9 protein-coding genes and 1 riboswitch are annotated in these 12,891 nt (G+C 75.1%); of the genes, 7 read left to right on the forward strand and 2 right to left on the reverse strand.

The window, feature by feature from the left end:
* The first annotated feature begins 3 nt into the window (after positions 1 to 3).
* From ACZ6J5_RS32445 to ACZ6J5_RS32465, 5 genes are all read left to right on the forward strand, one after another.
* A complete protein-coding gene (locus tag ACZ6J5_RS32445) occupies positions 4 to 846 on the forward strand; it encodes a carbohydrate ABC transporter permease (RefSeq protein WP_469397450.1) in 843 nt (280 codons plus the stop codon).
* Positions 847 to 943: 97 nt separating this feature from the next.
* Positions 944 to 2,887, forward strand: coding sequence for a glycoside hydrolase family 5 protein (locus tag ACZ6J5_RS32450; RefSeq protein WP_469397537.1), 1,944 nt, complete (start codon positions 944 to 946; stop codon positions 2,885 to 2,887).
* A 71-nt stretch (positions 2,888 to 2,958) separates the two neighbouring features.
* Positions 2,959 to 4,707 (forward strand): beta-galactosidase, encoded by a 1,749-nt coding sequence (locus tag ACZ6J5_RS32455; RefSeq protein WP_469397451.1) that lies wholly within the window; start codon positions 2,959 to 2,961, stop codon positions 4,705 to 4,707.
* Positions 4,708 to 4,712: 5 nt separating this feature from the next.
* A complete protein-coding gene (locus tag ACZ6J5_RS32460) occupies positions 4,713 to 5,387 on the forward strand; it encodes an HAD family hydrolase (protein WP_469397452.1) in 675 nt (224 codons plus the stop codon).
* Positions 5,388 to 5,473: 86 nt separating this feature from the next.
* On the forward strand, positions 5,474 to 5,902 hold the full coding sequence (locus ACZ6J5_RS32465; RefSeq protein ID WP_469397454.1) for a RidA family protein: 429 nt from the start codon (positions 5,474 to 5,476) through the stop codon (positions 5,900 to 5,902).
* Positions 5,903 to 5,906: 4 nt separating this feature from the next.
* On the opposite strand, the gene ACZ6J5_RS32470 is transcribed toward ACZ6J5_RS32465, so the two are convergent.
* Together ACZ6J5_RS32470 and ACZ6J5_RS32475 are read right to left on the reverse strand one after the other, a co-directional pair.
* Positions 5,907 to 8,318, reverse strand: coding sequence for a SpoIIE family protein phosphatase (locus tag ACZ6J5_RS32470; RefSeq protein ID WP_469397456.1), 2,412 nt, complete (start codon positions 8,316 to 8,318; stop codon positions 5,907 to 5,909).
* Positions 8,315 to 10,402 (reverse strand): SpoIIE family protein phosphatase, encoded by a 2,088-nt coding sequence (locus tag ACZ6J5_RS32475; protein ID WP_469397457.1) that lies wholly within the window; start codon positions 10,400 to 10,402, stop codon positions 8,315 to 8,317. Before ACZ6J5_RS32475 ends, ACZ6J5_RS32470 begins: the two co-directional genes overlap by 4 nt.
* 394 nt (positions 10,403 to 10,796) lie before the next feature.
* Positions 10,797 to 10,954, forward strand: a riboswitch (cyclic di-AMP (ydaO/yuaA leader).
* A gap of 3 nt (positions 10,955 to 10,957) precedes the next feature.
* On the opposite strand from ACZ6J5_RS32475, the gene ACZ6J5_RS32480 reads away from it, so the two are divergent.
* Together ACZ6J5_RS32480 and ACZ6J5_RS32485 are read left to right on the forward strand one after the other, a co-directional pair.
* Positions 10,958 to 11,857, forward strand: coding sequence for a LysM peptidoglycan-binding domain-containing protein (locus ACZ6J5_RS32480; RefSeq protein WP_469397459.1), 900 nt, complete (start codon positions 10,958 to 10,960; stop codon positions 11,855 to 11,857).
* A gap of 59 nt (positions 11,858 to 11,916) precedes the next feature.
* Positions 11,917 to 12,852, forward strand: a complete 936-nt coding sequence (locus ACZ6J5_RS32485; protein ID WP_469397460.1) for an oxidoreductase — start codon at positions 11,917 to 11,919, stop codon at positions 12,850 to 12,852.
* Positions 12,853 to 12,891: the final 39 nt, after the last annotated feature.

Raw genomic sequence — 12,891 nt, forward strand, 5'->3', positions numbered from 1 at the left:
CACATGACCCTGCCCGCATTCGCCCGCGCGCTGCGCGTCAGCGCCCGGGGACTCCTCGTCGGCGTGCTGACGGCGCTCTTCCTCGCGCCCTTCTACCTGATGCTGCGCAACGCGCTGATGGACGCGCGGGGCCTGACGGCGCCCGAGTGGACCTGGTGGCCCGCCACCACCCACTTCGAGAACTTCACCGCGCTCTTCGACGACCCCGCCGTCTCCATGGGCCGGGCCCTCGGCAACTCGCTGCTGATCGCCGCGATCACCGCGCCCGTCTCCACCCTGCTCGCCTCCGCCGCCGGCTACGCCTTCGCCCGCATCCCCGTACCGGGCCGAGGCGTCCTGCTGGCGCTGGTGGTCGCCACGCTGATGATCCCCGGCTCGGTCACCTTCGTACCGACCTTCGTCGTCGTCGGCTCCATGGGCGGCGTGAACACGCTCTGGGGCATCATCGTGCCCGGCCTCTTCAACCCCTTCGCCGTGCTCCTCTTCCGCAACTTCTACCTCCAGTTCCCGGCCGAGATCGAGGAGGCCGGACGGCTCGACGGCCTCGGCTGGTTCGGCCTGTACGGGCGGATCGCGCTGCCCAGTTCCGGGGCGATGCTCGCCTCGCTCGGCGCCCTGTCCTTCATCGAGAGCTGGAACTCCTTCCTGTGGCCGCTTGTCATCGGCCAGGACCCCTCGGCGTGGACCGCCCAGATCGCCCTGTCCACGTTCCTCACCTCCCAGACCGTCAACCTGCCGGGCCTGTTCGCCGGCGCCGTCGTCACGATCACCCCGCTCGTCGTCATGTTCCTGGTCGCCCAGCGGTACATCGTCGAAGGCATCGCCACCACCGGCCTCAAGGGCTGACGCACCACCGCACCACCCGGCACCACCCCGCACCACCGCACCCGCATCCCGTACGCGTACGCAGGCACCACACCTCCCTCCACAAGGAGCCCCCGTGATACCTGGCACACCGCTCCGACGCGCGACCGCGGCCCTCGCCGCGGCAGGCGCGCTGCTCCTCGGCCTCCCGGCCGCACAGGCCGCCCCCGCCCCCGCACCCGCTTCCGAGAGCGCGGCGGCGGCCGCCGTCCTCACCGGACCGCAGCTCGCCGCCTCCTGGACCGGCCCGCTCAGCACCCGGGGCCGGTGGATCGTCGACGCCGCCGGCAACCGCTTCAAGCTCAAGTCCGGCAACTGGGCAGGCGCCCAGGGCACCTACGAGGGCAGCGGCGACATCGGCGACGTCACCAACCACCAGGCCGACCAGAACTCCCACAACATCCCGCTCGGCCTCGACCGCACCCCCCTCGACCGGATCCTCGCCGACTTCCACGGCCTCGGCCTCAACAGCATCCGGCTGCCCTTCGCCAACGCCCTCGTGCACGACACCGTCCCCGTCCCGGACGCGGCCGTCGCCGCCAACCCGGCCCTCAAGGGCAAGACCCCGCTCCAGGTCATGGACGCCGTGGTCGCCGCCCTCACCGCCGACGGCTTCGCCGTCATCCTCAACAACCACACCACCAGCTACCGCTTCTGCTGCGGGCTCGACGGCAACGAGCGCTGGAACAGCGGCCAGAGCACCCGCCAGTGGATCGACGACTGGGTCCTCCTCGCCAAGCGCTACCAGGACAACACCCGCGTCGTCGGCGCCGACCTGCGCAACGAGGTCCGCCGCGACACCTGGAACGACGCCAACTGGGGCTGGGGCAACGACCACGACCTCAACAAGGCCTTCGAGGAGGCCGGCAACGAGATCCTCCAGGCCGACCCCGACCTCCTGATCGTCATGGAGGGCATCAACTGGCAGGGCATCCCCACCGACATCACCCCCCACGGGCGCCCCATGCTCACGCCCGTCGCCACCCTCTCCAACACCCTGATCCGCTCCGACAAGCTCGTGTACGCCGCCCACTTCTACGGCTACACGGGTCCCAACCACACCGGCGCCACCGGCACGGGCGAGACCCACGACCTGCGCTACGAGGAGCTCACCCCCGAGGCCCTGGTCAAGGCCGTCGACGACGAGGCCCTGTTCGTGACCCGCGACGGACAGCACTTCACCGCCCCCGTCTGGATCAGCGAGTTCGGCGCCGGCGGACGCGGCCCCGCCGACACCCGCGAGCGCGACTGGTTCACCCGCTTCACCGACATCCTGGTCCGCAACGACACGGACTTCGCGATCTGGCCGCTCGTCGGCTGGACCGACGCCGCCGGCACCCCCAACGACAGCTGGGCCCTCGTCGGCTACAGCGCGACCGGCACCCGCACCAGCGTCCTCGACCCCGGGGACTGGCGCACCGCCGACTGGACCAAGCTGACCGGCGCCCCCGCCCGCTCCGGCCGGATCGACCCCTCGCCCCGCTGGAACATGCTCAACCTGGACTACGGCGACTACGACGTGTCCGCCACCATGCTCGCCAAGCCCGACTGGTCGCCCGGCAACCGCAAGGGCAACTGCCCCGACACCCAGCGCCTCGCCGGACTCGGCCGCAGCGACAGCCGGGGCCTGTGCACCGACATCGGCCAGCCCGCCAAGGCGAGCGGCGCCTGGATCACCGTCACCGACGAGCGCTACGTCACCGGCGGCGACTGGGCGAGCGGCTACAACAAGCTCCAGTGCCCCGACCGCACCTTCGCCGTCGGCTACAGCGTCAAGAGCAACGCCATGGCCGCCCTGCTCTGCGCCCCCGCCACCACCGCCCTGCCCACCGGCGGGCGCGTGCTCTGGTTCGACCACGGCGACAACCGTCCCGCCACCGGCGGCTCCAGCGGCAGCGACTGGGCCCCCGGCTACTACAAGGGCCAGTGCGCCGACGGCGAATACCTCGCCGGAGCCGCCTACACCTGGAAGTGGAACCACGGCGGCGTGCCCGACGCGCTCCTGTGCCGCCCGCTGACCTGACCTGACCCGTCCGGCCTGACCCCGCACCCTCCGCACACCGTTCCCCCGAGGCCCTGAGGAGTACCACCGCCATGCCCCGACTGGAGATCGCCGACGACGGCTTCCGTCTCGACGGCCGCCCGTTCCGGATCCTCTCCGGCGCCCTGCACTACTTCCGCGTCCACCCGGAGCAGTGGGCGGACCGCCTGCGCAAGGCACGGCTCCTCGGCCTCAACACGGTCGAGACCTACGTCCCGTGGAACCTGCACGCCCCGCGCCGCGGGGAGTTCCACTGGGACGCGGGTCTCGACCTGCCCCGCTTCCTCGACCTCGCCGCCGCCGAGGGACTCCACGTCCTGCTGCGGCCCGGTCCGTACATCTGCGCCGAATGGGAGGGCGGCGGCCTGCCGTCCTGGCTGCTCGCCGACGAGGACCTCGTGCTGCGCAGCCGCGACCCCCGCTTCCTGGACGCCGTCGACGGCTACCTCGGCGCCCTGCTGCCCCCGCTCCACCGCCACCTCGCCTCCCGGGGCGGCCCGGTCATCGCCGTCCAGCTGGAGAACGAGTACGGCGCCCACGGCGACGACACCGGCTACCTGGCCGTCCTCGCCGACCTGCTGCGCCGGCACGGCGCCGACGTGCCCCTCTTCACCTGCGACCAGCCCGCCGACCTGGCCCGAGGCAGCCTCGACGGCGTCCTCGCCACCGCCAACTTCGGCAGCCGCACCGCCGACGGGCTCGCCGCCCTGCGCGCACACCGGCCCGAAGGCCCCCTGATGTGCTCGGAGTTCTGGATCGGCTGGTTCGACCGCTGGGGCGGCATCCACACCCGCCGCGACCCCGCCGAAGCCGCCGCCGAACTCGACCTGCTGCTCACCGCCGGAGCCTCCGTCAACATCTACATGTTCCACGGCGGCACCAACTTCGGTTTCACCAACGGCGCCAACGACAAGGGCACCTACCGCCCCACCGTCACCTCCTACGACTACGACTCCCTGCTCGACGAGGCAGGCGACCCGACCGACAAGTACCGGGCCTTCCGCGAGGTCATCGCCCGCCACGCCCCCGTCCCCGGCGAGCCCGTCCCCCCGGCCGCCCCCAAGGCCGCCTACGGCACCGTGGAACTCCCGTACACCGCCTCCCTCCTGGACCAGGCCGACGCCCTCGGCACCCCCCAGAAGACAGGCCGGCCGCTCACCCTGGAGGAACTCGGCGAGCCCTTCGGCTTCGTCCTGTACGAGACCGAGCTCGCCGCCCCCGGCCCCGCCCTGCTGCGCGCCGAACGGGTCCACGACCGCGCGCAGGTCTTCGTCGACGGGCAGCCCGTCGGCGTCCTGGAACGCGAGAACCACGAACACGCCCTCGCCTTCACCGTCCCCCGCCCCGGCGCCGCGCTCACCGTCCTCGTCGAGAACCAGGGCCGCGTCAACTACGGCCCCGCCCTCCACGACCGCAAGGGCCTGCTCGGCGACGTCACCGTCGACGGCGCACGCCCCGCCGTCTGGCACAGCCGCGCCCTGCCGCTGGACCGGCTCGACCACCTCGACTTCCGTCCCGCCACCGCCCCGCCCGTGGGCCCCGCCTTCCACCGGGGCACCTTCACCGTGGACACCCCCGCCGACACCCACCTCCACCTCGACGGCTGGACCAAGGGCCTGGCCTGGATCAACGGCTTCCCGCTCGGCCGCCACTGGTCCCGCGGCCCGCAGACCTCCCTCTACGTCCCGGCCCCCGTCCTGCGCCCCGGCGCGAACGAGCTCACCGTCCTCGAACTCCACGCCGCCACCGGGCGCCACGTCCGCCTCGACACCAGGCCCGCGCTCGGCGCCACCGAGGAGTGACCGCCATGCCCACCGCACCCGCCATGCCCGCCGTGCTCTTCGACATGGACGGCACCCTCGTCGACACCGAACGCCTCTGGCAGCGCGCCGTCGAGGAGGCCGCCCGACCGCTCGGCCTCGCCCTCGGCGCCGAGGACATCGCCTTCGTCCGGGGCCGCGCCGTCGACGACTGCGCCGCCTACCTCGCCCGGCTCGCCCGGGGCCGTGCCGACCCGGCCCGGCTCGCCGCCGGGCTCGGGGACCGCTTCCTCGCCCTCGTGCGCGGGCGGGTCGTCCCGCTGCCCGGCGCCCTGGAGCTGCTGGACGCCCTGCGCGCCGCGGGCGCCCCCACGGCCCTCGTCTCCGCCTCGCCCCGCCCCGTCGTCGACACCGTCCTCGCCACCCTCGGCCGCCACCGCTTCGCCGTCTCCGTCGCCGAGGGCGAGACCCCGCGCACCAAACCGGCCCCCGACCCGTATCTGGCGGCCGTCGCCGCGCTCGGCCGCACGCCCGCCGACTGCGTCGCCGTCGAGGACACCCCCACCGGCGTCGCCTCCGCCGAAGCGGCCGGCCTCGCCGTCGTCGCCGTCCCCTCGCTCACCCCCATCCCGCCCGGCCCCCGCCGCCTGGTCGTCACCGGCCTCCCGGACATCGGCCTCGCGCTGCTGCGCGGACTGGCACCGGGAGCGGCGGGGGAGTAGCCGGAAAAACCCGTCGATTCGGGGGGCGGCCTCTGACAGGGTGGGCCGGGCCCGCACGTACCGCCCCGCACCGCAGAGGACCGCCCGTGCCCCGTGCCGTCGAACTCATCCGCTCCGCCTCCCTGTCCGACGTGGCCGAGTACGCCTACGCCGCCACCGCTCCCGCCGAGGCCCGCCTGATCTTCCTCGCCGGCGCCTGCCCGCTCGACGCCGACGGCGCCACCGTCGCCGTCGGGGACGTCGCCGGTCAGGCTGCCCAGGCCGTGGCCAACCTGCGCACCGCCCTCGCCGACGCGGGCGCCACCCTCCACGACGTCATCAGCACCCGGGTGCTCGTCGCCACCACCCGGCAGCCCGACCTGGTGGCGGCCTGGGAGGTGGTACGGGACGCCTTCGGCGACCACGACGTGCCCAGCACCCTGATGGGCGTCACCGTGCTCGGCTACCACGACCAGCTCGTCGAGATCGAGGCCGTCGCCGCCGTCGTCGACGCCGGGGACCCGTCGGCCGCCTGAACGCTCAGCGGGGCAGCTCCTGTTCGGCCCAGATCGTCTTGCCCCGGCGGCTGTAGCGGCTGCCCCAGCGGGTGGTCAGCTGGGCCACCAGGTACAGGCCCCGGCCGCCCTCGTCGGTCGCCTGCGCCCGGCGCATCCGAGGGTGCGTGGCGCTCGGGTCGGACACCTCGCAGATCAGCCGCCCGGCCCGGATCAGGCGCACCTCGACCGGGCCGCCCGCGTACCGGATCGCGTTGGTCACCAGCTCGCTCAGCACCAGCTCGGTGGTGAACACCAGCTCGTCCAGGCCCCACGCCCGCAGCCGCGCCGACGCCGCTTCGCGCACCTGCCCCACCGCCGCCGGGTCCGCCTTGACCGGCCAGACGGCCACGTCCTCGGGCGGCACCGTGCGGGTCCGGGCCAGCAGCAGCGTCACGTCGTCGCCGAGCCCGGCGGCGGGCCGCCCCGTCACCAGGTCCTGGCCGAGCTCCCGCAGCGGGCCCGCCAGCGCGCGCCGCCGGGCCAGCCGGGTCGCCAGCTCCGCCATGCCCGCGTCCAGGTCGCCGTCCCGGCCCTCGATCAGACCGTCCGTGTACAGCGCGAGCACGCTGCCCGGCGCGAGATCGACCTCCGTCGCCTCGAACGGCAGCCCGCCCACGCCCAGCGGCGGCCCCGGATCCACCGGCAGGTACGTGACCGTGCCCGAGGGATCCGCCACCGCGGGCGGCGGATGCCCGGCGGAGGCCACCGAACAGCGCCCCGAGACCGGGTCGTAGATCGCGTAGGCGCAGGTCGCGCCCGTCGGCGAGGTCGCGTGCCGGTCCCGCCAGCCGTGGTCGTCGGGATCGGCCTCCTCGGAGTAGGCGGGCAACTGCACCACCAGGTCGTCCAGATGGGCCAGCAGCTCGTCCGGTTCGAGGTCGAGGTCCGCGAGCGTCCGCACCGCCGTGCGCAGCCGGCCCATGGTGGCGGTCGCGGCGAGCCCGTGCCCGACCACGTCCCCCACCACCAGCGCGACCCGCGCGGAGGACAGCGGGATCACGTCGAACCAGTCCCCGCCGACCCCGGTCGCCGTCCCGGCCGGCAGATAGACGGCGGAGGTGCTCGCCGCGGGCGTCTCGCTCTGCGTCGGCGGCAGCATGCTCCGCTGGAGCCCCACCGCCGCCCGGCGCTCCCGGGTGAACCGCCGCGCGTTGTCGAGCGCCAGGGCGGCCCGCCCGGCGATCTCGCGCAGCAGGTCCCGGTCGGCCCCCTGGTAGGGCCCCCGGTCCCGGCGCCGCCCCACCGACACCCGGCCGAGCGCCATGCCCCGTGCCCGGAGCGGCGCGGTCATCGTCGCCGGATAGCCGCCCAGGTCCGGGGCGTCCGCCCCGCGCCTCGTACCGATGTCGCCCTCGGCACGGATCACGGCGAGCATGGCACCCGTGTCGGCGGAGCCCTCCGGCGCCGCCGCGCCCCCGCTCCCAGGCCGGCCGTCGGGTCCGCCGTCCGGGAGGCGGCCCGCCACCGCCGTGCGACGCAGCAGGAGGCGCCCGTCCCGGTCGGGCACCGGCTCCTCGCCGTGCACGACCCCGTCGGCGAGCTCCACCACCGCCAGGTCGCCCAGGCCGGGCACCAGCGCCGCCGCCAGCTCCCGCCCGGTGTCGGTGACGGACAGGGAGCGGCCGACCGAGGCGGTGGCCCGGTGCAGCAGCTCCAGCCGCTCGGTCGAGCGGCGCAGTTCGGTCACGTCGGTGAAGAGCGCCGTCAGCCCCAGCACCCGCTCGTCGGGGGACTGGAGCCGGAACGCCGAGATGGAGATGACGGCCCCGCCGCTCGGGTCGTCGATCGTGCGCAGGGACTCCTCCACGCCCATCAGGGGCCGGCCCGTGCGCAGCACCTCGCGCAGCTTCCCCTCCACCGTTTCCGCGTCCCCGGGCCACAGGAACTCGCCGAGCCGCTGCCCCCGCAGGTCCTGCGGCACGCCCGTGTACGGGAGGAGGTGGGTGTTGGTGCGCAGCAGCCGCAGGTCCGGGTCGAAGACGGCGAACCCCACCCGGTCCTGGAGGAACAGCTCCCGGACGAACGCCCGGTCCTGGTGCCGCCGCACCGCCCGGGCCGCCGGGGTCGCGAGCACCAGGAAGCCCGCCGGACGGCTGTCGCCCGCGAGGTCGAAGGCCTGGAAGACCACGGGCAGTTCCTCGCCCCGGCCGGTCCGCAGCACCGCGTCCCCGCGCCGGGCGCCGCGCTCGTACGCCGTCACCAGTGCCGGCCAGGCCGCCGGGTCCGCGAGCAGCGCGCGGGCCGACTGCCCGAGCATGTCGGCGGCGGGCCGCCCGAGCAGGGCCCCGGCCTCCTGGGTCCAGGCGTCGATCCGGCCCCGCTCGTCGAGCAGGACGGCCGCGCCGTCCTCGGCGACCGGCGGCAGGGCGTTCTCCGGCGGGAGCGCGTCGCTCACGGTGCCTCCTTCGGGTGCGGCGGCCGGGCGCGGGCGATCAGCAGCGCGACGTCGTCGTGGTCGTCGTTCCCGCGCAGCGCGCCGAGCAGCAGGTCGCAGATCTGCTCCAGCGGCAGCGGGGCGCGGTCCAGCAGGTCGGTGAGGGCGGCGAGCCGCACGTCGATGTCCTGGTCGCGGGTCTCGACCAGGCCGTCGGTGTACAGGACCAGGTCGTCGCCGGTCCGGAAGGGGAACTCGCGCGTCTCGAAGGGCACGCCGCCGACTCCCAGCGGAGCGCCCTCGGACAGGTCGAGCAGCCGGGGCGCCCGGCCCGCCGCGACGTGCACGGGCGGCGGGTGCCCGGCGTTCGCGACGCGGCAGCTCCCGCTGTACGGGTCGTACACGGCGCACACGCAGGTGGCCATCGCCTCGTCCAGCTCGGCCGCGGTGCGGTCCAGGTGCTCCAGGACCACGGCGGGCGCGAGGCCGAGCGAGGCGAGGGTGCGGGCCGCGGTGCGCAACTGGCCCATGGTCGCGGCCGCGTTGATGCCGCTGCCCATGACGTCGCCGACCACGAGCGCCGTCTTGCCGTCGGGCAGCGGGATCGCGTCGAACCAGTCGCCGCCGACCTCGACCGACTCCGACGCGGGCTGGTAGCGGTAGGCGACGTCGAGGCCGTTGAGCCGGGGCGGCCCGTGCGGCAGCAGGTGCCGCTGGAGGGCCAGGGCGGCCTGGCTCTGGTGCCGGTACCAGCGGGCGTTGTCGATGGCGACGGCCGCGCGGGCGGCCAGCTCCCCGGCCAGCAGGACGTCGTCCTCGTCGAAGGGCACCGAGTTCCGGGCCCGTTTCAGGTCCAGGACGCCCAGCACGACGCCTCGGGCGCGCAGCGGGACGGCGAGGTAGGAGTGGATGCCCGCCCGGCGCAGCAGCGCGGCGGTGGCCTCCCCGCTGGCGATCCGGGGCAGGTCGGCGTCGGTGACGTGCCGCACGAGGACCGGCCGGCCGGTGCGGGCGCACTGGGTGACCAGCCGCTCGGCGCCGTAGCGGGCGGGCTCGCCCACCGGGTCGGCGGCCTCCTGCGCCGGGGTGGGGTACGCGGCCTTGACCGCGAGGGCCCGGAACACGGCCGGGCCCGAGGTCCGGGCGGGGCCGGGCTGGGTGAGGATGTCCTCCAGGACGTCCACGGCCGCGATGTCGGCGAACTCGGGCACCACGAGGTCCGCCAGCTCGTGCGCGGTCAGGTCCAGGTCGAGGGTGGTGCCCACCCGCTCCGAGGCGTCCGCGATGACCGCCAGCCGGCGCCGGGCCCGGGCCGCGGTCCTGGCCGCGGCGTGCTGGTCGGTGATGTCGGTGACCGCGACGGCGGCGCCGATGACCCGGCGCTCCGGGGTCTCCAGCCGGTAGAGCGAGACCGACCACACCCGCTCCTCGCCGCCGGGCCCGCTGACGCCCCGCACGGTGCGGGAGCGGACGGGTTCGCCCGTCCGCAGGACCTCGCCGAGCGCCGCTTCCAGCGCCTCGGCGTCCGGTGAGTCGACCGCCTCCGTCACGGTCCGCCCCAGGTGCCCGGCGGCGGGCAGGCCGTCGATCCGCTCCAGCGCCGGGTTGACCAGCACGAAGCGGAGGCCGTGATCGACCACGGCGAGCCCGATGGGGGAGTGGCCGACCAGCAGCGAGGACAGCGACAGGTGCCGCTCCACCCGGCGGACGGCGGCCCGGTCCGAGGCGAGCCCGAGCGCGTAGGGGCGGCCCCGCTCGTCCTGGAGGCGCGTGGTGCGGAACTCGACCGGGACCGCGCGCCCGTCCCGGTGCCGTACGGGGAAGGCCCCGGCCCAGGGCCCGCCGCCCGAGACCACGCGGGCGAACAGGGACCGCACCCGCTCCCGGTGCCGCTCCTCGACCAGCAGGGTGACGGCGTCACGCCCCAGGGCCTCGGTGGCGGGACGGCCGAAGAGCTCTTCCGCCCGGGGGCTCCACAGGGCGATCCGGCCGTCCTCGTCGAGGAGAACGGCCGCGACCCCGAGCACGTCGAGCAGGCCGCCCGGCTCCAGGGCGAGATCGCCGTCCGCCGGGTCCGGGCCGGCAGGGAAGTCCGCCGCGCTCATCCAGACCGTGTCCCTCCTCCGCCCCGCAGCCGGCCTCTCCATCATCCCGCCGCGGAAGCGGACCGCCAGTCGTGCGGTCCGCTTCCGGTCGTCGTGCGAAGGAAAGCGGCCCGCCTCACCGCCCCAAACTAAATGGATCCGGACATATCCGTTTAAGTATTTCCTGGTGATCTGAGTCACGGCGGGCCGTGTGCGCCGCGCCCTGGCGCGGTGTCAGGCGCGGGCGCCCGGAGAAGAGTTGGCGCGTGGGATCACCACGCCGCGCCCGCCCCCTCCCGACCCTCTAAAAGATCTGCTTGCTTTTGCGAATTAGACCCTTGTTTCGGCTCTTCGGATTCGCCTACGGTCACCCGTCATCCGGGTGGAACGCCGAATCCTGCCGCCGCCTGGGCGCCACACTCACCCACCCGAACAAGGCAGGAGCGGGGGACCCGAAGGTTCGCCGCCGCCCCGAGGCCCGGGGCGGCTCGGGGTGAAGCCGCGCGGGTGCGCGGCCGGGCAGCTCCTGCCCGAACCCGACAGCTCACCTCGCAGGCGAAGGAGAGGACTTTCGCCATGCGTGGAACCGGGAAGCACCGCCGTACCAAGAGCACCCCGCTCGCCCGAGGACTGGCCGTCGTCGGCGTCACCGGCGGCGCCGCGCTCGTCCTGCCGCTCGCCGCGGCGGGCGGAGCCGCCGCCGAGACCCCGCGGACCGCACCGGCCGTGCAGGCGGTCCAGGCCGCGCACTCCGTCGCGATCGGAAAGATCGCAACGGTTCAGCAGGGTGAGAAGGTCACCTACTCCGTGGTCGCGGGGGACTCGCTCGCGAAGATCGCCCGGAAGCACCAGGTGAGCGGCGGCTGGAAGCGGCTCTACCGCGACAACCGCGCCGCCGTCGGCGCCGACCCCGGCCTCATCCACCCCGGCCTGCGCCTCTCCCTCGGCACCGGGACCGCCGCCACCGCGCCCCCCGCCGCCACCGCGACCTCCGCCACCGGCGACGGAGCCGCGCCCGCCGCCCGCCCTGCGGCCGCGCCCCGGGCCGCCACCGAGGTGGTCCAGGCGGCGGCGAAGACACCCGCGACCGCGTCCGCCGCGTCCACGGCGTCCACGGCGTCGGTCTCCTCGGCGGCGGCCTCGGCCGTCTCGTACACGGACGACCTCGACGGCTGGATCCGGGAGGCCCTCGCCATCATGGGCCGCAACGGCATCCCGGGCAGCTACGACGGCATCTACCGCAACATCATGCGCGAGTCCTCGGGCAACCCGCTCGCCGTCAACGGCTGGGACTCCAACGCCGCCGCCGGCACCCCCTCCAAGGGCCTGCTCCAGGTGATCGAGCCCACCTTCCAGGCGTACCACGTCCCCGGCACCGCCTACGACCTCTACGACCCGGTCGCCAACATCACCGCCGCCTGCAACTACGCCGCCGACCGCTACGGCTCGATCGACAACGTCTTCGGCGCCTACTGATTCCGGCCCGCCCGGCGGGCACGCCATCATGGGGTGCCACGGCCGGAAGGAGCGCTCGCATGACGGGCTGGAACGCGCAGGACATCCCCGACCAGCGGGGCCGCACCGCGGTGGTCACCGGGGCCAACAGCGGCATCGGCTACGTCACCGCCCGCGAGCTCGCCCGCGCCGGCGCGCACGTCGTGCTCGCCTGCCGAAGCGACGCCCGGGGCGAGGCGGCCCGCGACCGGCTGCGCGCCGAAGTCCCGCACGCGGAGGCGGAGTCCGCCCGGCTCGACCTGGGCGACCTCGCCTCCGTGCGCGCGTTCGCCGCCGCCCGGGCGGAGCGCTCCGACCGGCTCGACCTGCTCATCGACAACGCCGGGGTGATGGCCCTCCCGCCCGGCCGCACCGCCGACGGCTTCGAGACCCAGTTCGGGGTGAACCACCTCGGCCACTTCGCGCTCACCGGGCTGCTCATGCCCCTGCTGCTGCGCACCCCGGGCGCCCGGGTCGTCAGCCTCTCCAGCGGCTTCCACGCCCTGGCGGACCTGGACCACGACGACCTCAACGCGGAACGCGGTTACCGCCGCTGGATCGCGTACGGGCGCTCCAAGACGGCGAACCTCCTCTTCGTCCACGAACTCGCCCGCCGCCTGGCGGCCGCCGGGTCCGGCGTCGTGGCCGCCGCCGCCCACCCCGGCTACGCCGCCACCAACCTCCAGACCGCCGCGCCCCGCCAGGAGGGCCGCAGGACCGCCGCGCGGCTGATGGAGCTGGGCAACCGGGTCATCGCGCAGTCCGCCGACAGCGGCGCCCTGCCCACCCTGTACGCGGCCACCGCCCCGGGCGTGCGCCCCGACGCCTTCATCGGCCCGAGGCTGGGCTGGCGCGGCGCGCCCACCCGGTCCTGGCGGGCCCGCTGGACGCTGGACGACGCCTCCGGTGAGCGCTTGTGGGCCGCGTCCGAGGAGCTGACCGGGGTCCGCTACGACGCCCTGACGGGGACCTCGTGACGGACGCGGGCCGGCGGCCCCCGCCGCCGGCCCGGGCGC

It is taken from the genome of Streptomyces sp. NPDC042100 (genome assembly GCF_055582325.1).

Bases quoted from the DNA above. Each gene is read 5' to 3' on its own strand.
- ACZ6J5_RS32445 (WP_469397450.1), top strand. From the start codon at position 4: ATGACCCTGCCCGCATTCGCCCGCGCGCTGCGCGTCAGCGCCCGGGGA.
- ACZ6J5_RS32455 (WP_469397451.1), top strand. From the start codon at position 2,959: ATGCCCCGACTGGAGATCGCCGACGACGGCTTCCGTCTCGACGGCCGC.
- ACZ6J5_RS32460 (WP_469397452.1), top strand. From the start codon at position 4,713: ATGCCCACCGCACCCGCCATGCCCGCCGTGCTCTTCGACATGGACGGC.
- ACZ6J5_RS32475 (WP_469397457.1), bottom strand. From the start codon at position 10,402: ATGAGCGCGGCGGACTTCCCTGCCGGCCCGGACCCGGCGGACGGCGAT.
- ACZ6J5_RS32480 (WP_469397459.1), top strand. From the start codon at position 10,958: ATGCGTGGAACCGGGAAGCACCGCCGTACCAAGAGCACCCCGCTCGCC.
- ACZ6J5_RS32485 (WP_469397460.1), top strand. From the start codon at position 11,917: ATGACGGGCTGGAACGCGCAGGACATCCCCGACCAGCGGGGCCGCACC.